This window comes from Xylanibacter ruminicola Ga6B6, assembly GCF_000687715.1.
Classification (GTDB): Bacteria; Bacteroidota; Bacteroidia; order Bacteroidales; family Bacteroidaceae; genus Prevotella; species Prevotella ruminicola_B.
On record NZ_JHXD01000001.1, the window covers coordinates 202,758 to 220,115 of the forward strand.

Annotated in this window: 24 protein-coding genes and 1 pseudogene; 18 read left to right on the plus strand and 7 right to left on the minus strand. The window is 41.8% G+C overall.

The window, feature by feature from the left end; all coding sequences use genetic code 11:
• Positions 1-54 precede the first annotated feature (54 nt).
• The 4 genes from T500_RS14840 to T500_RS0100845 all read left to right on the plus strand — a co-directional run bounded on the left by T500_RS14840 (position 55) and on the right by T500_RS0100845 (position 3,013).
• The gene (locus T500_RS14840; protein ID WP_051611800.1) at positions 55-399 is read left to right on the plus strand and encodes an SH3 beta-barrel fold-containing protein; all 345 of its coding nucleotides are present in this window, start codon (positions 55-57) and stop codon (positions 397-399) included.
• Between the two features lie 173 nt (positions 400-572).
• Positions 573-1,163 (plus strand): tyrosine-type recombinase/integrase, encoded by a 591-nt coding sequence (locus T500_RS0100835; protein WP_028906541.1) that lies wholly within the window; start codon positions 573-575, stop codon positions 1,161-1,163.
• A 103-nt stretch (positions 1,164-1,266) separates the two neighbouring features.
• Positions 1,267-2,184 (plus strand): DNA adenine methylase, encoded by a 918-nt coding sequence (locus T500_RS0100840; protein ID WP_051611801.1) that lies wholly within the window; start codon positions 1,267-1,269, stop codon positions 2,182-2,184.
• 4 nt (positions 2,185-2,188) lie between these two features.
• Positions 2,189-3,013, plus strand: a complete 825-nt coding sequence (locus tag T500_RS0100845) for a DNA-methyltransferase (protein WP_028906543.1) — start codon at positions 2,189-2,191, stop codon at positions 3,011-3,013.
• On the opposite strand, the gene T500_RS0100850 is transcribed toward T500_RS0100845, so the two are convergent.
• From T500_RS0100850 to T500_RS0100860, 3 genes are read right to left on the minus strand one after another with little or no spacing between them, the layout of a single operon-like run.
• Entirely contained in the window at positions 2,983-3,534 is a 552-nt protein-coding gene (locus T500_RS0100850; protein ID WP_028906544.1) for a hypothetical protein, read from the minus strand. The genes T500_RS0100845 and T500_RS0100850 overlap by 31 nt on opposite strands.
• Before the next feature lie 3 nt (positions 3,535-3,537).
• Positions 3,538-4,065: a PD-(D/E)XK nuclease superfamily protein gene (locus tag T500_RS0100855; RefSeq protein ID WP_028906545.1), complete on the minus strand. Its 528-nt coding sequence runs from the start codon at positions 4,063-4,065 to the stop codon at positions 3,538-3,540.
• A gap of 2 nt (positions 4,066-4,067) precedes the next feature.
• On the minus strand, positions 4,068-4,553 hold the full coding sequence (locus tag T500_RS0100860) for a DUF7004 family protein (RefSeq protein WP_028906546.1): 486 nt from the start codon (positions 4,551-4,553) through the stop codon (positions 4,068-4,070).
• A gap of 168 nt (positions 4,554-4,721) precedes the next feature.
• On the opposite strand from T500_RS0100860, the gene T500_RS0100865 reads away from it, so the two are divergent.
• From T500_RS0100865 to T500_RS16785, 12 genes and pseudogenes are all read left to right on the plus strand, one after another.
• Positions 4,722-5,174: a lipocalin-like domain-containing protein gene (locus T500_RS0100865; protein WP_028906547.1), complete on the plus strand. Its 453-nt coding sequence runs from the start codon at positions 4,722-4,724 to the stop codon at positions 5,172-5,174.
• A gap of 498 nt (positions 5,175-5,672) precedes the next feature.
• Positions 5,673-6,170, plus strand: a complete 498-nt coding sequence (locus T500_RS0100870) for a hypothetical protein (RefSeq protein ID WP_028906548.1) — start codon at positions 5,673-5,675, stop codon at positions 6,168-6,170.
• Positions 6,171-6,188: 18 nt separating this feature from the next.
• Positions 6,189-6,830 carry a hypothetical protein gene (locus T500_RS0100875; protein WP_036908102.1) on the plus strand — a complete coding sequence of 214 codons (642 nt, stop codon included), beginning with the start codon at positions 6,189-6,191 and terminating at the stop codon, positions 6,828-6,830.
• A gap of 214 nt (positions 6,831-7,044) precedes the next feature.
• Positions 7,045-7,305 (plus strand): hypothetical protein, encoded by a 261-nt coding sequence (locus tag T500_RS0100880; RefSeq protein ID WP_028906550.1) that lies wholly within the window; start codon positions 7,045-7,047, stop codon positions 7,303-7,305.
• Between the two features lie 23 nt (positions 7,306-7,328).
• Positions 7,329-7,628, plus strand: coding sequence for a hypothetical protein (locus T500_RS0100885; protein WP_028906551.1), 300 nt, complete (start codon positions 7,329-7,331; stop codon positions 7,626-7,628).
• A gap of 133 nt (positions 7,629-7,761) precedes the next feature.
• Positions 7,762-8,400, plus strand: a pseudogene (locus T500_RS14845) (ATP-binding protein); the annotation flags it as partial.
• Positions 8,401-8,429: 29 nt separating this feature from the next.
• Positions 8,430-8,846 (plus strand): Fur family transcriptional regulator, encoded by a 417-nt coding sequence (locus T500_RS0100895; protein WP_028906552.1) that lies wholly within the window; start codon positions 8,430-8,432, stop codon positions 8,844-8,846.
• Positions 8,843-9,535, plus strand: coding sequence for an HAD family hydrolase (locus T500_RS0100900; RefSeq protein WP_028906553.1), 693 nt, complete (start codon positions 8,843-8,845; stop codon positions 9,533-9,535). The genes T500_RS0100895 and T500_RS0100900 overlap by 4 nt, the downstream gene beginning before the upstream one ends.
• Positions 9,529-9,930: an acyl-CoA thioesterase gene (locus tag T500_RS0100905; protein ID WP_091860938.1), complete on the plus strand. Its 402-nt coding sequence runs from the start codon at positions 9,529-9,531 to the stop codon at positions 9,928-9,930. Before T500_RS0100900 ends, T500_RS0100905 begins: the two co-directional genes overlap by 7 nt.
• A 4-nt stretch (positions 9,931-9,934) precedes the next feature.
• Entirely contained in the window at positions 9,935-10,729 is a 795-nt protein-coding gene (locus T500_RS0100910; protein ID WP_028906554.1) for a family 16 glycosylhydrolase, read from the plus strand.
• Between the two features lie 7 nt (positions 10,730-10,736).
• Positions 10,737-11,549: an N-acetylmuramic acid 6-phosphate etherase gene (gene murQ, locus T500_RS0100915; protein ID WP_036908104.1), complete on the plus strand. Its 813-nt coding sequence runs from the start codon at positions 10,737-10,739 to the stop codon at positions 11,547-11,549.
• Between the two features lie 8 nt (positions 11,550-11,557).
• Positions 11,558-11,779, plus strand: a complete 222-nt coding sequence (locus T500_RS16785) for a hypothetical protein (protein ID WP_143010905.1) — start codon at positions 11,558-11,560, stop codon at positions 11,777-11,779.
• On the opposite strand, the gene T500_RS0100920 is transcribed toward T500_RS16785, so the two are convergent.
• Together T500_RS0100920 and T500_RS0100925 are read right to left on the minus strand one after the other, a co-directional pair.
• Positions 11,724-12,809, minus strand: coding sequence for a TIGR04133 family radical SAM/SPASM protein (locus tag T500_RS0100920; RefSeq protein WP_028906556.1), 1,086 nt, complete (start codon positions 12,807-12,809; stop codon positions 11,724-11,726). The genes T500_RS16785 and T500_RS0100920 overlap by 56 nt on opposite strands.
• A complete protein-coding gene (locus T500_RS0100925; RefSeq protein WP_028906557.1) occupies positions 12,809-13,291 on the minus strand; it encodes a radical SAM-associated putative lipoprotein in 483 nt (160 codons plus the stop codon). Before T500_RS0100925 ends, T500_RS0100920 begins: the two co-directional genes overlap by 1 nt.
• A 148-nt stretch (positions 13,292-13,439) precedes the next feature.
• Here T500_RS0100925 and T500_RS0100930 point away from each other — a divergent pair, with 148 nt between their 5' ends.
• Positions 13,440-14,363: a DMT family transporter gene (locus T500_RS0100930; RefSeq protein ID WP_028906558.1), complete on the plus strand. Its 924-nt coding sequence runs from the start codon at positions 13,440-13,442 to the stop codon at positions 14,361-14,363.
• Between the two features lie 2 nt (positions 14,364-14,365).
• Here T500_RS0100930 and T500_RS0100935 read toward each other — a convergent pair whose 3' ends face one another.
• Together T500_RS0100935 and T500_RS0100940 are read right to left on the minus strand one after the other, a co-directional pair.
• Positions 14,366-14,869, minus strand: a complete 504-nt coding sequence (locus T500_RS0100935) for a DUF3237 domain-containing protein (RefSeq protein WP_028906559.1) — start codon at positions 14,867-14,869, stop codon at positions 14,366-14,368.
• 34 nt (positions 14,870-14,903) lie between these two features.
• Positions 14,904-15,533, minus strand: a complete 630-nt coding sequence (locus T500_RS0100940) for a ribonuclease HII (RefSeq protein WP_028906560.1) — start codon at positions 15,531-15,533, stop codon at positions 14,904-14,906.
• Between the two features lie 233 nt (positions 15,534-15,766).
• Between T500_RS0100940 and T500_RS0100945 the strand changes: the two genes are divergently transcribed.
• A complete protein-coding gene (locus T500_RS0100945) occupies positions 15,767-17,356 on the plus strand; it encodes an alpha-galactosidase D (protein ID WP_028906561.1) in 1,590 nt (529 codons plus the stop codon).
• Positions 17,357-17,358: the final 2 nt, after the last annotated feature.

Sequence of the window (17,358 nt, forward strand, 5' to 3'; positions counted from 1 at the left end):
GAGAACAAAGCAGCATTATAAGTTTAACAATTTAATCAGATAGGAGATTTAGTTATGAAGCAGATTTCAACAGTTAGCACCAATGAGATTGCTCGTTACGCAGCAAAGAACATCGTTTTGAACCACGTGGATATGCTTACAGCCACAAGTAAGGGTATCGCCCTTGAGACAATGAAGAAACGCATGATGCGTGGTGAGGTCGTAAGATTTGCCTATATGAAGAAGGATGGCAGTGTACGTGTTGCTGTTGGTACATTGCAGCCACAAGCAGTAGAGGCAAACGTGAAGGGTACTGGTATTCCTAAGAAGTATTACGGTATGTTTGCCTACCTTGACCTTGAGAAGATGTCTTGGAGAGGATTCAAAGAAGAGAGATTCATCGGTACGATTGAGAACTAAAAGGAATGGGGAGAAATCCCCATCCTTCACAAAACATATAATCATACAGTTATATTAAATAGAATATTCAATTTGTTTATAGAAATGAATATGAATTGAAAATCAGATAGTTACGAAATGAGTAATAAGAGATACATTCAAAAACATTGTTGAACTAATAAAAACATAGGATTATGAAGCAAGAATTTCACGAATATAGGACGAGCAACGCTTTGGATTGGGACGTTATGTTATCACTAGTGAGAAAGTTGTATAGGGATGGTGATTACCGTCTTTCGTTACTTATTGGTTGTTCCTCGTTTTTTGGTTTACGCATTTCGGACACTTTGAGTCTTACGTGGGCAATGTTGCTCGATGATGATAAGTTCGTTATCTATGAGAAGAAAACAGGTAAGAGAAGGGTTGTTAAGATAAACAAGGGATTTCAAAAGCATATCAAAGATTGTTATGATGCCTTGCATATCACCAATGAAAATGAAAAGTGTTTCTTGTCGAGAAAGAAGATGGTGTATTCAACACAGCGTATCAACATTTTACTGAAAGAAATAAAGAAGAAATATAACGTAAGAATTGAGCACTTTTCGACACATTCACTTCGTAAGTGTTGGGCTCTGAAGGTCTATAAGGAGAGTGGAAATGATGCCTCTCTAGCCTTGCAAAAACTAAGCATTCTGATGAATCACGCCTCCGTATCAGTCACACGAACCTATTTGGGGATTACAGAGTCTCAGTTGTTAGATACTTATGACCTTTTAGATTTTTAAAATGGTTATATGATTGCGCCGATCCGGCGCAATCATCACAAATAAATCACAATAAAATCATATTATTAACTAGATTTCCAAATAAAAAGAGTAATTTTGCAGCATGAAAGAATTGAGTTTATTTGAAGAACCTATACAAGGGAAGCCATTTTTGAAATGGGCTGGTGGTAAAGGACAGCTTATAGATGCCATTTCAGCCCATCTTCCAAATATGGATAATATAGATACCTACGTAGAACCATTCATCGGTAGTGGTGCTGTAATGTTTTGGCTAGTAAGTAACTATCCAAACATCAAACAAGTGGTTATAAATGATTTAAACACTGAATTGGTGAACCTCTACCAAATAATCAAATATGACGTAGAAGGTCTGATTACAGAATTAAAAGCACTTGATTCTGAGTATAAGGCTAGACCCACTCAAGAAGAAAGAAGTGAATATTACTACCAAATCAGAGTAGAGTATAACGCTAGAGATTTGGCTTCTAGAGAAAGAAATGTTAGATTGGCTGCATTATTCATCTTCTTAAATAGAACGTGTTTTAATGGCTTGTATAGGGTAAATGGAAAAAATCTTTTCAACGTACCATTCGGCAAATATGCAAATCCCAAAATCTGTGATGAGGATAATTTGAGAAATGATAGCGCACTTTTGCAAAAGGTTGAGATATTGAATGGAGACTATGCAGAAACTCTTCAGTATCTCAGTGAAAGGACGTTTTACTACCTTGACCCACCTTATAAGCCCATCAGTGAAACATCTAGTTTCAACTCCTATAGTTCAATGTCTTTCGATGATGAACAGCAGATACGCCTAAAGGGGTTCTGTGATGCCATCAATGCGCATAATGGCAAATTCATGCTGAGTAATTCAGACCCAAAGAGTGTTGATGATACCAATACCTTCTTTGATGATTTATACAGAGATTATAATATTAATCGAGTTTTGGCGAAGAGAAACATCAATGCTAAAGGTAATAAACGTGGAGAGATTAACGAATTGCTCATAACCAATTTCTAAGCAGATGGCATATTTCGAGGGTAACGCATTTAAACTGTATCTAGGAGATTGCTGTGATGTCCTTTCATCAGTGAAGGATATAGATATGGTTTTTGCTGACCCTCCTTATTTTCTCTCAAATGGTGGACTTACAATTAATAGTGGTAAGATTGTATCAGTAAACAAAGGCGATTGGGATAGTAGAACTGTTGATGTTGACGAGTTCAATTATAAGTGGATTAAGGCTGTTAGAGAGAGTCTAAAACCTAGTGGCACTGTGTGGATATGTGGCACTATGCACAATATATATTCCATTGTCAAGGTACTAGAGGAACTAGGTTTTAAGATTCTCAATACGATTACATGGCAGAAGAAGAATCCACCACCTAATTTCTCATGCAGATTCTTTACTCATTCAACAGAGTTCATTATATGGGCTAGGAAATGTGGAAAGGTTGGGCATTATTTCAATTACGACCTTATGAGACAGCTTAATGGTGGCAAACAGATGAAAGATGTTTGGACGTTTAATGCAATCTCAAGATGGGAGAAGTTGAACGGTAAACACCCAACACAGAAGCCTCTATCAGTAGTTTCTAGAGCCATCTTAGCATCAACAAAGCTTGGTGATAGAGTTTTAGACCCATTTTGCGGTAGTAGCACTACTGGTATTGCAGCATCCATCTTTTGTAGAGAGTTTATAGGCATTGACACAGAACCATCATACCTTGAACTCAGTAAGAGAAGGTATGAGGAACTGTTGAAGAATGGTAGTGAGTATTACATCAAGAAAATAGAAGGTCTTATTGATGGAATTGACTATTTGAAGCCTGACAGCAAGTGCATATAGTCAATATCACCATCAATGAAAGCCTTTAGTTTGTTCAATAGTTCTTTGAACATAAAGGCACCTTCATTTCGTTTCTCGCAGTAACAGAATAATTCGATAATCAGTGCATTGTAATCAATTGGTAAGGTCTTATCAACCTTTACATGACCATACTTGGATAGTATTACATCCACCGTCTGAGGCTTATAGTTCTTTCTGTCCTCGACAGAATCAAAAGGCACACACCTATCATAGAATGAAATATAGTATTCTACTATTTCCCTAATCTCATTGGGATATTTCTGAGACTTAATTATCAAATCAGTAATCCAATACAGATGGGGAGGTGTTTCTGGTCTTTCGTCTTTGCCAACTCTCAGCAGTTTGATAACGAAATCCAAATCAGGATGCGCACCTCTACTACCTTGGAACATGGCTACTATTGTCCCATCAGTCAGTATATAGGTGTGTATCGCAGTCTTTTTAGGTCTTAACTGATGTAACGCACCTTCGAAATAGTAATTTGAGTTATATGCGTACATAACTTATTCTAATCCTAGGTAATCCAACGGAATTTCATCAAAGAAGTAACGACAGCCCACATCTTCAATATATTCCTTAACGTCTCTGTATTCTCCTTGTTTGAACCATTCAGACAGATAATAACAATACTCAACTTTGATACCTAGGGGGCTAAATAATTTGGTGTATTGCTTCTTCTTGAAATCACAAGTCTGTAGTTTTTCATCAACGCTACCACTAGAACTTTGAAACTTTTTCTCAATGATGAACAGTGTGTTGGTCTTATGAACCAAAATTGCATCATCTGGCAAAAGTTTCTTTGAGATAATTTTGGTGTAATCAACTTTCTTGGGCTCAAGTAGATTCTTGTAAAGCTTGTGCTTCTGATAGAGAGTGGCAACCTTCTCTTTGTCTTTATAAACGTTGTCACCTAGCAATGTGAATACATCGCTATTCTCAAATAAATCTCTCAATTCAGTAGTTTGCTCAAAATGCAGTCCATTAGCATTTGTCTGAGCACCACCACCAACAGTATTAATATTCCTTGGCATAATTAAAAACCTTTAGACCTACATATTTCGTCTAACTCTCTCCACTTTTTCCCTCTGCTAAAGTTTGCAGCAGTGTTGTAATCCATCCCATCAATAAGAACTTGATAAACTCCTAACCTTTTAACACGTTTACCAAGTCTAGTGAAAGCCTTATTTTCTTCTGCTACCATTCCCATATAGATGATAGAGAAATCTATGGCTACACTAATTTCATCAGTACCGTAACCCTTAGCAATTTCCTTGATATAATCGAATACAGCGTTTGAACGTTCTTTAGTGGTCTTGTTGTAGATATTAACAAAATCATCATATAGTTTCTGTGACCCATGAGTTAAGGAATACTCATGCAGTCGTTTGAAATACTGATAGTCCTTTGGTGCATAGCGTGGTACATTAGGACGTGACAGATAAACACACCAATCATCAAAAGAGCCTCTATCATACTCTAGGTAACTCCCATCGGAGAACTGTGTTACTATTTGACCCATAATATTAAGTTTTTAATTAATGGCTACAAATTTCGGAAAAATATCTGGAATGGCCTAGAAAAACACTAAAAATATTCATTTTCATAACATTTTTGAATACAAAACTTGGAAGTTGCCGATATATTACCTATCTTTGTGGGCAAATTAGTAACATAAAACAATTAGAGTATGAAGAAAATCAATTTATTACTGGGTGTGGTGTCAATGCTTCTATGTATTTCTTGTTCAAGTGATGATTTTGAAATAACCACAAAAAACATCATTGGTCATTGGCAATCTGTTACATATTATGGTTATAGTATCAATCTTAATACTAACGAGAGAACAGATTATGAAGAAAAACCCTACACTTCATTATCTATCAAATTATATGAAGATGGAGCATGTACCAAAGGAAGCACAAATGGGACATATAAACTTTTAGGTAAAGAATTAGACTTATTCCTTAGTTATTACCATAGTATGCTGAAAAAAGAAATATCATGGACAGAGCATTATACAATAGACGAATTGTCATCTGACAAAATGGTTCTGACAAATATTTCTCATGGAACCTCAGGTGGTTCAGACCCAACATATTATGAAGATAGGACTACATACACAATGAAAAGAATAAATTAATAATGCAATAGAGAAAAGCCCCTCCTTATTCGATTCTGAATCTAAAAGAATATTAGAATCTCTGGAAAACCCTCTATTTATGAGGGTTTTTCTTTTTGTTGAGGCTCTAATCATACCTTTTTATCAGTTAGCTTACGTAAATGAATGTGATTTTTAGACTAAATGATGAAGCAAAAACAAGGCTAGCAGTCAATGATTCATGTTAATTGGTGAACCTAATCAATTTTGTGGAATTGTGAATATAGGTTAATTTTTTTGGATATTTCGATTTTTTTTCGTATCTTTGCAATAGGTCGGTTGAGTTACTGAGATTGGTAAGAGGATATTTCGAGTAACATTTAGTAGCAACCATTGGAAAGTTTTTAAGCGAATTAGAGTAACCTTAAAACTAATGAATTAGCTAATTTTACGTGATTGCAATTTTGTTGCAGTGGTGATATTTTGTCTCTAAAACTAAATACTAATTGAAATATTTGATAACTTAAAATTATACAAACAATGAAAAAAACAACTGATAAAATTAAGAAGGTATATGTGAATAATGTATTAATGAATTTAGAAACTAATGGTAAGAAACACGAAATCGAACTGATAAATAGACAGTCTGATTTGACCAAACAATATAAGAGAGCACAATCCTTTGTAAGAGATAATAAGGATATATTTAAGGGAATTGATTTGTATAAAGCCATAATTGCTACATTAGAAAAACGTGCAAATGGTTTATATGAAAACGATATTGTTGGTGAAAAAGATGAAGAATTTTTAAATAAAATCGATGAATCTGATAAAAGTATAATTAGAAAAGAAATTGTCGTAGAAGGGGACAATATTCCTAAGTCGAAACTGATGAATTGGTTCTTTGGTGAAACACAATATAAGATAAAAAAGGATTTTATTGATAAGATGGATTTAAAGAAAGAATTTGTTGGTTATAAAAATGGTAATGAGGTTTTTTATTGTGAAGAGTTTAATTGTTTGTATGAGGTCGTTTAATTGGTAAATAAAGCAGTTATGAAAAAGTGTAGTAATAATATAATAAAGGAAAAGTATGAAATGTTTTATGATAAAGATGATGTAATACTTTTCAATTCGAGATTATTAAATAAGGGTAATAAGGATGAAGTAGAAAGAGAAAAGGGTATAATGAGTAACCTATATACTGGTGATTTTAAAATACCTTATGATGGCAAAGAATTCCATTCTTCCGAACAATTATTATTCTATATTAATATTGTTAGATGGGCTAAAATAGTTGGATTTGATGATGAAGAAATTACGAAGAGAATTGATTATCTTATGAGTTGTAAAAATGGTTTTTACGTTAAGAATACACCTCAAAGTATGTATTTCTATGAAAGTGTAGTAAATAAAAAGAAAAAACTTATCGGTGTAGAAAACGCTGCAATAGATTGTTGGAAAAATCAATATTTCATTTTGAGACTGAAATATTTATATTGCGGAGAGTTTAGAAATGTTTTAGAAAAATATAAGGATAAAGTATGGTGTGAAAACTCAGATAAGGCTACTTGTAAGTTTTCCTTTGCTGGAGTAATATGGGATGAAACATTACAAAAATATCGAGGTTGTAATGTTGTAGCACGTGCTATGAGAAGAGTGTTTAATGAGCGAGAAATGATAATGAGAGGTCAATAATACCTCTCATTTTCTAAAATTATATTTCAAAAATTTGGAATTTTAAAATATTATTTATATATTTGCAATAGAGGTCGAGATACATCATTTTGATACTCAATATTTTGAATAAGGGAAATCTTTTTTGAGATTTTCCTTATTTTTTTTTGTTTAATACAAATTTAGTTTGTATTTTTGCATCCGTAATTGTTCAACTAATTTAATATTCTTAGTTATGACAAAAGAGGAATATGCGAAATCATCTGTTGATACTGATTATGATGAGTATCAAGATTGGGTTGTTTCCAACTACGATGTTGCTGATATTGATGATGAAGTCTTTGAAAATGCAATCAATGATGCAATCTATGAAGGCTATATGGCTCATCTATATCAAGATGAAGAAGATAATGATGATACTTGGTTAGTAGATGATTATCAAGTATTGGTGTCAGATATTAAATTTGAGATAAGAAAAAGATTAAAAGTTGATTAGTATCACTTATAAATTTATATAGTATGGCAGAAGTTAAGAATGAAAAGAAGCCCCCTAAGAAGGGTAAGCGAGGGAAATCCAAGGTACAACTTAAACTGGATAAGTTGAAGGAGGTACTAAAGAAGGGCACTAAAGAGCATTTGGATGCCATTGATATGGTTATTCAGCAATATGATGATTACACAAAGCTATCCTCTCTTGAAGATGAATATGAAGCCTTAAAAGCAAGAATCGAGGTGGCTAAGGCTACTAAGGCTAATCAGGCGGAAAGAGAAAGATTGAAAGCCGAAGCCGAGAAGAAGAAAACAGAGGAATCAAAGTAACTTAGGGGTAGTAAAAATCGATATTATTGTCACTGATTAGGGTGCTATGGGGAGAAATATTACAGCTAAAAAGGTAGTAAAATCTGGTTACAAGTATTTGTTAATCAGTAAATTGCCAAACTCTGGTTGTCTTATTTCGTTTTGTGATGAGCTACCAGAATTCTCACGTGCTACACTCGAGGTGCTGCGCCAACCATTGGAGGATAGAAAGATTACCATCAGTCGTGCAAAATATACCATCGAGTACCCCTGCTCGTTTATGTTTGTGGCCTCGATGAATCCATGCCCTTGTGGCTATTATGGCGACCCTACGCACCATTGCGTGTGTACGCCAGGACAGATACAGCGTTATATGAACCGCATTTCAGGTCCGCTCCTTGACAGAATGGACCTGCATATCGAAGTGCCGGTAGTACCTTTCAACCAGTTGTCGCAGATGCAGCAGGGTGAGCCCAGTGAGATGATCCGTGCTCGTGTGATTGCTGCTCGTAAACGTCAGGAAGAGCGATTTAAGGAGTTTAAGGGTGTCTATTGCAATGCACAGATGTCGGAACGTATGATTCACCAGTTCTGTGAGCCCGATGAGGCTAGTCTGAATATGCTCCGTATGGCTATGGAGCGCCTGCATCTGAGTGCACGTGCCTACAACCGCATTCTGAAGGTGGCACGTACCATTGCTGATATCGAAGGTACAGAGCGCGTTCAGAGTCACCATATTGCTGAAGCCATTGGCTATCGCAATCTGGATCGTGATGATTGGAGTGAACGATGAAATAGATTTTTATTATACAAGTATAGCTTATGGACACTAAGAATTACGAACAACTGCTTTTAGAGCATGGCATCAAGCCCACTGCCAACCGTATTACGGTGGTAAAGGCGCTCGAAGCTTCTATGCTGCCACAATCCATGGCTGAACTACAGAACCGAATCGATACTATCGATAAATCAGGCATTTTCCGCACGTTGCAGCTTTTCCGTGAGCACCACTTGGTGCATGTGATTGATGGTGCTGTGGATGGTCAGCGTTTTGAGCTCTGCCATAGTCATCACGACGATCACGATGATGATGTGCACCCCCACTTCTACTGCGAGCAGTGCCTGCAGACCTACTGTCTGGATGGCGTTATGATGCCTAAGGTAGAACTGCCCGAGGGCTTTGAGGCCCATACATCTAATTATATTATTAAAGGAACTTGTCCACATTGTAAGAAATGAAGATAGACGTTAGAAATCTCCGTGTGATAGCTTTCGACGCCGATGATACCTTGTGGGATTGTCAGAGTCATTTCGAGGAAGTAGAGAAACATCTCTACGATCTGATTGCTCCTTATTGCGACGACCCAGCCCACGAGTTATTTGTTACCGAATCGGGAAATATGGCCGATTTGGGCTATGGTTGCAAGGCTTTCACTATTTCGATTATAGAAACAGCGCTCCGTGTTGGTGGCGCACATTTATCACATACCCAACTGGCTGAGTTGTTGGCACACAGCAAACAGCTGTTGCATCTGCCTGCCACACCATTGCCTGAGGTAGAGGAAACATTGCAGCGTTTGCAGGCCTATCCCTACCGTCTTGTGGTGTTTACCAAAGGCGAGTTGCAGGATCAGGAGAATAAGCTGTACCGCAGCCATCTGGATAAGTATTTCTCGCATGTAGAAATCACCAGCAATAAAACCGAAACAGAGTTCTCGCAGCTCTGTGAGCGTCTGGAGGTTCAGCCCTCACAGTTCCTCATGGTGGGTAACTCGCTGAAGAGTGACATTGCTCCAGCCCTCAATATCGGTGCCTGGGCCATTCATATCCCCTTCCACGTTACCTGGCAGTTGGAGCACTCTGAGGATATTGAGCATCCACGACTGACAAAGATTACCCATTTCAACGAAATATTGAAGCTATTATGAACTATATTTTCGAAACCCGCATGGAGGTGCGCGACTACGAGTGCGATATCGAGGGCATCGTTAATAATGCCAACTATCTGCACTACGCTGAGCACACCCGTCACCTGTTTCTTCGCAGTCTGGGCGTTAGCTTTGCTGCGCTGCACGAGCAGGGTATCGATGCCGTTGTGGCTCGTATGAACCTGCAGTATAAAACGCCACTCCGCTGCGACGATGAGTTTATCTCACGTCTGTCGCTCACCAAGGAGGGTATCAAATATGTGTTCCATCAGGCCATCTATCGTGCCAGCGACGAGAAGCTGTCGTGGAAAGGCGATATCGAGCTGGTATGCCTGGTAAACGGTCGCCTGGCCAATAGTCCTGAGTACGACGAGGCTTTCAAGGATTTTATTTAATGGTATGAGAAAGGTTTTATTGTCGTTGCTGTTTGGTATGCTTGCTGCGCCTCTTGTGGCAGAGGAGTATCAGCTGGTTTTTGCCGATGAGTTTGATGGTAACGGGCGCCCTGATAGCACCATCTGGGGCTATGAGCAGGGATTTGTGCGTAACCACGAAGCTCAGTGGTATCAGGCAGATAATGCCTACCTGCACAATGGCATGCTGGTGATCGAGGCTCGCCAGGAAACTGGTCGTGAGGGTATTCCCTATACCTCGGCCAGTTTAAATACTAAGGATAAGTACAGCTTCCTGTACGGACGACTGGAGGTTTGCGCCCGCATCCCAACTGCTGGTGGTGCTTGGCCCGCCATCTGGACGTTAGGCAACGACATGCCTTGGCCCTCGTGTGGCGAGATTGATTTGATGGAGTATTACCGTATCAATAGAGTGCCTCATATCTTAGCCAATGCCTGTTGGGGTAACGACCAGCCCTACAAGGCTGTGTGGAATAGTAAGAAAACACCATTTACCCATTTTACTGAGAAAGACCCTGCATGGGTCCAGCATTTTCATATATGGCGTATGGACTGGGACGAAACGGCTATCCGATTGTATCTGGATGATGAGTTGCTGAACGAAATTCCTCTCAGTACCACGCAGAACGGTAAGATTGGCGGTTATACCAATCCCTTCAACCATCCGCAGTATATCCTTCTGAACTTGGCCATAGGTGGCGATAATGGTGGTAACATCGATAACGCCGCCTTCCCTATGCGTTACGAAATTGATTATGTACGTGTGTACCAGAAAAAATAATACGCACATGAGGATTGAAGATAAGATCACAGAGCAGGCTTCGCATTACGACCATCTGGAGCAGATGGAGGTAGGCGAGGTGCTGAGGAGCATCAACCAGGAGGATAGGTTGGTGGCCGAGGCTGTGGGACGCGTGCTGCCGCAGATAGAGACACTGGTGCTGGCCATCGAACCAAGAATGAAACGCGGCGGCCGACTGTTTTATGTGGGTGCGGGCACCAGCGGTCGTTTAGGCGTGCTTGATGCTAGCGAGCTGCCACCAACTTTTGGTGTACAGCCCGATTGGGTGATAGGCTTGATTGCTGGTGGCGACGAGGCCTTACGACGCGCTGTAGAGCGTGCCGAGGACGATAAGGAGCAGGGTTGGAACGACCTGATGCGCTATCAGCCTACCGCCGATGATACGGTGATAGGTATTGCAGCCTCTGGTACCACACCTTACGTGATTGGTGCCATCGAGGGAGCTCGCAAGCAGGGTTTGCTTACAGGTTGTATTACCAGCAATCCTCATACGCCTTTGGCTGCTGCCGCTGAGTATGCCATAGAGACGATTGTCGGCCCAGAGTTTGTAACTGGTTCCAGTCGTATGAAGAGCGGTACTGCCCAGAAGATGGTTCTGAATATGATTTCTACTGCCTTGATGATTCGTATGGGGCGTGTAGAGGGTAATCGTATGGTAAAGATGCAGCTTACTAACGAGAAATTGATAGACCGAGGCACCCGCATGATTGCCGACGAACTCGGTATCAGTTATGACGAAGCCCATCAGAGATTATTAGCAGCAGGGAGCGTTGATGTTGTATTAAAACAGAAACTATGAATATAAAGATGTTTAAACTTAAGGCCATTAACAAGATGCTGACGCTGCTGGGTTTCAGTTCTGTGGCATTTGTGTTTACTGCTTGTTATGGTACAAAACCTTGCGACTATCGTGAGGAGATGGCAGATAGTCTAAGTGTAGCTTTCAGAAATGCTGCGAGCGATTCTATAGGAGTTAATCAGCAGCCTGCTGTAAGCGCTTCAGATGGCACAGCAGAAGTTCGCCGTTAGCATCGCGTAGGTGCATGCCGTTGCCCTGGCAATAGCGGAAGTATTTGCAGTCCTTGCACTCGCCATTGCGCATCCATTCGCGATTGCGATAGGGGGCATAGCGGTTCTCCCAAACCTCCATAAAGTCATCCTCGTAGATGTTGCCCTGATGATAGTCGGCACGTATGCTGGCACAAGCAGCTATCGAGCCGTCGGCCATCACTGAGCCTACCGTAATGCCGGCCTGACAGCTGAAGAACCTGCTGCGGGCCTCGCCTTCGTAGTTGCCCAGAAATCCCTCGCAACCATAATCGGCACGGATACGCCCCTCCTTTCTTGTTTCACGGATAAAATCGAACACCCCACGAAACTGCTCGTTGGTTAAGCGCATGTCAGGATCGAGTGTCGCACGACCTACTGGAAAAACAGTAAACAATCGCCAGCGCTGTACACCTTTTGAAATAAGGAATTCCTTAATATCGTTCAGCTGCGTATAGTTACGGCGGTTCACGCAGGTCACAATATCAAATACAAAGCCTTTGGTGGCTACCAGCATACCGATGGCATTGCTCACCATCTGAAAGCTCTGGTCGTTGCCTCGCATCCAGTTGTGGTTATCTTCTAAGCCATCCAGACTGATGGCCATCGAATGGATCCCAGCACGTAGAAGATTCTGCCAGCGCTGGGGCGTAAGATGCAGCGCATTGGTAACCATTCCCCAGGGGAAGCCCTTGTCGTATATCGCACGGCCGCACTCCTCGATGTCCTGACGCATCAGCGGTTCGCCACCCGATATGATGACAAATACCTTGTGTGGATCGGTTTTTTGGGCGATGCTATCGAGTACACGCAAAAAGTCGTCCTTGGGCATATCCTTGCTTTCCGACTTCATCTTGCAGTCGCTGCCACAGTGGCGGCATTTCAGGTCGCAACGCAACGTACACTCCCAGAACAGTTGTTTCAGGGGATGTTCCTTGCGCACCATTTCTTCCTTCTGTCGCCAGAGTTCTAAAGCTAACTTTTTGCGAAGGGTAAGGGGAGTTGGCTTCATTATTTCTTCTTCAGTTTAATATCCTGTTTAATCGTAAAAGTGCCGTTGTTCCAAATGCCTTCGCCATCTTTTACCTTCTGGGCGTTGCTGTAGTTAATGTCGATTGTATCGTTCTGGTAGGCACCATTGGTATCGCCATCCACATCCTCAACAATCAACTTGATTTCCGGACTTTGGGGGAAGTGGGTTGATGTCATATCGTAGTGTCCGTTAGCATCAGTCAGTACAGAGTCGATGGCAAACGTTATGGGTTTGCCCTCATAGTTTGTTACTTGTTTCACTGATGTCTTGATGCCTTCTACAGCCTTGCCACCCTCGTCGGTTACTGTGCCCGATATCTTATACTCGGCTGAAGGAACGCCATACATCAGTACAGGTGAACCGTACATCTCCATAGAATTCTCTGATGAGCAACCATAACCCAACAGCGACAGCAGGGCTGTGAGGATGGTGTTGTACCAGCGATTGAATCTTACTTTCATTGTTCGATTTTGTTTAAAGTGGATACAAAAGTATGAGTTTTTTCTTAAATAACTTGAACAAACGGCAAATCTTGCATCCAGAAGCGTAGAATTAACGATTTTTTGTATAATTTTGCAGCCTGAAGTTTTAACGTGTTTATACTAAGCAATGACTTACATAGGTGAATTGATATCGATTGGCGTAGCCTTTTCATGGACAGCTACGGCGCTTTTGAGTGAATTTGGTAGTAAACGACTGGGTAACCTGACGCTGAATGTGCTGCGTATGGGTTTGGCCTTGGTGTTTTCGTTGGTGCTGTTTTTTGTTGTAACAGGTAGCATGATGCCTCCAGGCGCTTCAGTCGAGGCTGCTGGTTGGATGCTGCTGTCGGGTGTGGTTGGCTACGTGATAGGCGATTTCTGCCTGTTTCAGTGCTATATCATCATTGGTTCGCGCTACGGACAGTTGTTTATGACCTTAGCACCGCTCTCAGCCGCCCTGATGGCCTGGATAACCCTGGGACAGCAGATGAACGCTATGAGTATCTTAGCCATGCTGATTACACTGGGTGGTATCAGCATCTCGGTATTAGGTCGTGGCGAGCATCACAAGGTGGGACTGAAACTTCCTCTTAACGGCGTGTTGTTTGCTATTAGTGCAGCTATGTGTCAGGGTATTGGTTTGGTGCTGAGCAAGATTGGTATGGACCACTACGAGGCTTCGCTCACAGGCACACCCGAATGGCTGGTGCCCTTCAGCGCTAATTTCTATCGCTGTGTAGCGGGTATCATAGGCTTCTCGCTGTTATTGTATTTCCGCAAGGGTTTAGAGCCTCTACGCGAAGCTATGCACGATCGTAAGGGATTGGCAGTTGCCACAGCCACCACCGTGTTTGGTCCGTTTGTTGGTGTAGGCTTTTCGCTGATGGCTGTACAATACACAGCAGCTGGCATCGCCAGCACACTGATGGCGATGACACCTATTATTATATTGCTGCCGTCGTATTGGTTGTTTAAGCAGAAGATAACCTGGCGCGCCGTAGTGGGTGCGGTTATCTCGGTGGTAGGTGTTAGCCTGTTCTTCTTAGGCTAACCCTATTTAATGCGCCACACGTTGAGCACAATGCCCTTGAAATCGCTTGAGAACGAAGGTGCGCAAACAAACAGCGAATTGTTCAGCCAGCCGTATTTGCTGTCGGCAGGCGCCTCGAATTGGGGTGCTGCGCGGAAATAGAAGCTGGGCTTGCCATCGGCATCCTTGCCGTTGGCAATGATACCACGGTTACGAACGTGGATGTAGATACCATCATCGGTCTTGATACAGTAGATAGCCTCCAGCTCTGTACGTCCTTCGGCATTCAGCTGGTAGTCGGCACCACCGTTCACAATGGTTCCCTTCAGACCCTTACCCTCAAAGGTACCACCTGTAATGGGGATAACGGTGCGGCGTCCGTGCTGCGTGTTGTCGATACCATAAGCTTCGCCAAGGGTCACCTTCAGCTGCAAAGCAAACTCTAACTGTGGAGCCTCGGGCTCCTGAATCTGTGCGCTGGCACTGATAGAAATGGCGGCCAGCAAAGCCATAAACAGTTTTCTCATTGTAGTATTTTTATAGTTGATTTGGTGGTGAGCGTTAGAACTCACCAAAGTCGATGCTCAGCTGTCCATCGCCCAGCAGGTTGTAGCTTTTGCGATGATAGGGCGTAATGCCGTGCTGCTTGATGGCCTCGCGATGCTTCTTGGTGGGGTAGCCCTTGTTCGAGTGCCAGTCGTATTGAGGGTATTCCTCAGCCAGCTGGTTCATATAGTCGTCGCGATAAGTCTTGGCCAGAATGCTGGCAGCTGCTATGGCGAGATATTTACCGTCACCCTTGACTATGGTAGTGTGGGGGAGTGTTTCGCCGTTAGCAGGCTCTTTATAGGGCTTAAAACGGTTGCCATCAACGATGATAGCCTCTGGACGTACCTTCAGTTGGTCGAGTGCGCGGTGCATCGCCAAGATAGAAGCATTCAGAATATTGATTTTATCTATCTCTTCAGGTGTAACAATGCCTACAGCCCACGCTACAGCGTCGCGCTCAATCATCTCTCGCAGCTGATAGCGCTTCTTCTCCGACAGTTGTTTGGAGTCGTTGAGCAACTCGTTCTGATAACCTTCTGGCAGTATGACAGCTGCAGCATACACACTACCTGCCAGACAGCCACGCCCAGCCTCGTCGCAACCTGCCTCTATCTTACCTTTGTAATAATGACTTGCTAACATAATGATCTTTATTTTGGCTGCAAAGGTACTAATTCTCCTCGATAAAAGCAACAAAGATACAAAATAATTATGTTATACAGTTGTAACGCAAGCATATTAGTAAGTAGTTGATTATCAGGAAACCTATGCCGTCATCAGATAATAATACCTTATACAATTCATAAGTTATCAAAGTATTTGCCAGTAGTTATGTAATTTTGCTGCATAAAATCAAATTAAAACTAACATCAAAAATGAAACGAATACTATTATCAACACTTGTTGTCGCCTTTGCGATTGTAGCATCAGCAAGTAAGAAGAAGGGCCCTACAATGGGGTGGAGTTCATGGAATACTTTCGCAGTAAACATCTCTGAAGACATCATTAAAGGTCAAGCCGATGCGATGGTGAACCAAGGATTGAAGGCCGTTGGTTATCAATACATTAATATCGATGATGGATTTCAGTACGGTCGTACGCCAGAAGGTAAGGTATGCATACATCCTGAGCGATTTCCTAACGGGTTGAAAGTGGTGAGTGACTATATCCATTCGAAAGGACTCAAAGCTGGAATCTATAGTGATGCCGGTGACCTTACTTGTGGTAGTATCAGTAATGGTGATGTGAGGAATACAAATGTAGGTTTGTATGGTTATGAACAAGTGGATGCTGATTTCTACTTCAAGGAGTTGGAGTTCGATTTTATTAAGGTAGATTATTGTGGTGGTAATCATCTGAGTCTTAATGAGCAAGAGCAATATACGCGTATCTCAAACGCCATTAAGAATACCGGTCGCGATGTTGTGTTTAACATTTGCCGTTGGCGCTATCCAGGCGATTGGTGCCACTATGCCGCAAACTCTTGGCGTACCACGGGTGATATCCACGAGAGTTGGCAGTCGGTAAAGGACTTGGTAAACGAGAACCTCTATATGTCGGCCTATTGCTATAATGATACCTATAATGATATGGACATGTTGGAGGTAGGACGCTCGCTGACAGCAGAAGAAGACAAAACTCATTTTGGCTTGTGGTGTATCATGGCAAGTCCGCTACTGATCGGTTGCAATATGGCTACTATTAATGAGCGTGCCTTGGAGTTGCTCAAGAACAAAGAGCTGATTGCCTTGAATCAGGATCTACTTCATTTGCAAGCCTATGTGATTCAGCATATTGGTGAAACTTATGTATTGGTTAAAGACTTGCTGAAACTGCATGGTAACACCCGCGCAGTAGCGCTCTACAACCCTTCAGATAAGCCTGTAGAGATGTGTGTTGATTTCAGCGAACTGGAGTTAGGTGGAAAGGTGTCTGTGCGCGACTTGTTCGAGCATAAGGAGTTAGGTAAGATGCAGAACTCGCTTACAGTTCAGGTTCCAGCCCATGCCACACGTATCTATCGCCTGAAGGGCGAGAAGCGCCTTGAGCGCCGCGTTTATGAGGCTGAGACTGCTTTTCTGCACGATTATCAGCAGGTGGCTAATCATGAAGCCTTGGGTACAGCTATCTATCTACCAGGCGATGGTGCCAGCGGTCGTATGTTTGCAGGTTGGTTAGGTCACCGTCGCAGTAACTATTTAGAGTGGAGAGATGTGTATGTGAAGAAAGGCGGTAAATATGTGGTAAAGTTCCGTGCAGGTTCTCAGGAAAAACGTTCATTCAACGTGGAAGTGAATGGTGAGACAGTTGGTACTGTAAGTGTGAATACCAATGACTGGAATCATTTCCAGGAGTTTGAGCTTACCCTCAAACTAAAGGCTGGCTCAAACCGTATCCAACTGTATAATGCAGATGCCTGGATGCCGAATATCGACAATATGACTATATGTTCTAACAGCCTTTAGTG

Coding starts and splice junctions, on each gene's coding strand:
- T500_RS0100925 (WP_028906557.1), bottom strand. CDS start 13,291: ATGAAAGTAAGATTCAATCGCTGGTACAACACCATCCTCACAGCCCTG.
- murQ (WP_036908104.1), top strand. CDS start 10,737: ATGAGGATTGAAGATAAGATCACAGAGCAGGCTTCGCATTACGACCAT.
- T500_RS0100945 (WP_028906561.1), top strand. CDS start 15,767: ATGAAACGAATACTATTATCAACACTTGTTGTCGCCTTTGCGATTGTA.
- T500_RS0100920 (WP_028906556.1), bottom strand. CDS start 12,809: ATGAAGCCAACTCCCCTTACCCTTCGCAAAAAGTTAGCTTTAGAACTC.
- T500_RS0100835 (WP_028906541.1), top strand. CDS start 573: ATGAAGCAAGAATTTCACGAATATAGGACGAGCAACGCTTTGGATTGG.
- T500_RS0100850 (WP_028906544.1), bottom strand. CDS start 3,534: ATGTACGCATATAACTCAAATTACTATTTCGAAGGTGCGTTACATCAG.
- T500_RS0100870 (WP_028906548.1), top strand. CDS start 5,673: ATGAAAAAAACAACTGATAAAATTAAGAAGGTATATGTGAATAATGTA.
- T500_RS0100855 (WP_028906545.1), bottom strand. CDS start 4,065: ATGCCAAGGAATATTAATACTGTTGGTGGTGGTGCTCAGACAAATGCT.
- T500_RS0100880 (WP_028906550.1), top strand. CDS start 7,045: ATGACAAAAGAGGAATATGCGAAATCATCTGTTGATACTGATTATGAT.
- T500_RS0100845 (WP_028906543.1), top strand. CDS start 2,189: ATGGCATATTTCGAGGGTAACGCATTTAAACTGTATCTAGGAGATTGC.
- T500_RS16785 (WP_143010905.1), top strand. CDS start 11,558: ATGTTTAAACTTAAGGCCATTAACAAGATGCTGACGCTGCTGGGTTTC.
- T500_RS0100930 (WP_028906558.1), top strand. CDS start 13,440: ATGACTTACATAGGTGAATTGATATCGATTGGCGTAGCCTTTTCATGG.
- T500_RS0100935 (WP_028906559.1), bottom strand. CDS start 14,869: ATGAGAAAACTGTTTATGGCTTTGCTGGCCGCCATTTCTATCAGTGCC.
- T500_RS0100865 (WP_028906547.1), top strand. CDS start 4,722: ATGAAGAAAATCAATTTATTACTGGGTGTGGTGTCAATGCTTCTATGT.
- T500_RS0100840 (WP_051611801.1), top strand. CDS start 1,267: ATGAAAGAATTGAGTTTATTTGAAGAACCTATACAAGGGAAGCCATTT.
- T500_RS14840 (WP_051611800.1), top strand. CDS start 55: ATGAAGCAGATTTCAACAGTTAGCACCAATGAGATTGCTCGTTACGCA.
- T500_RS0100860 (WP_028906546.1), bottom strand. CDS start 4,553: ATGGGTCAAATAGTAACACAGTTCTCCGATGGGAGTTACCTAGAGTAT.
- T500_RS0100885 (WP_028906551.1), top strand. CDS start 7,329: ATGGCAGAAGTTAAGAATGAAAAGAAGCCCCCTAAGAAGGGTAAGCGA.
- T500_RS0100910 (WP_028906554.1), top strand. CDS start 9,935: ATGAGAAAGGTTTTATTGTCGTTGCTGTTTGGTATGCTTGCTGCGCCT.
- T500_RS0100940 (WP_028906560.1), bottom strand. CDS start 15,533: ATGTTAGCAAGTCATTATTACAAAGGTAAGATAGAGGCAGGTTGCGAC.
- T500_RS0100895 (WP_028906552.1), top strand. CDS start 8,430: ATGGACACTAAGAATTACGAACAACTGCTTTTAGAGCATGGCATCAAG.
- T500_RS0100900 (WP_028906553.1), top strand. CDS start 8,843: ATGAAGATAGACGTTAGAAATCTCCGTGTGATAGCTTTCGACGCCGAT.
- T500_RS0100875 (WP_036908102.1), top strand. CDS start 6,189: ATGAAAAAGTGTAGTAATAATATAATAAAGGAAAAGTATGAAATGTTT.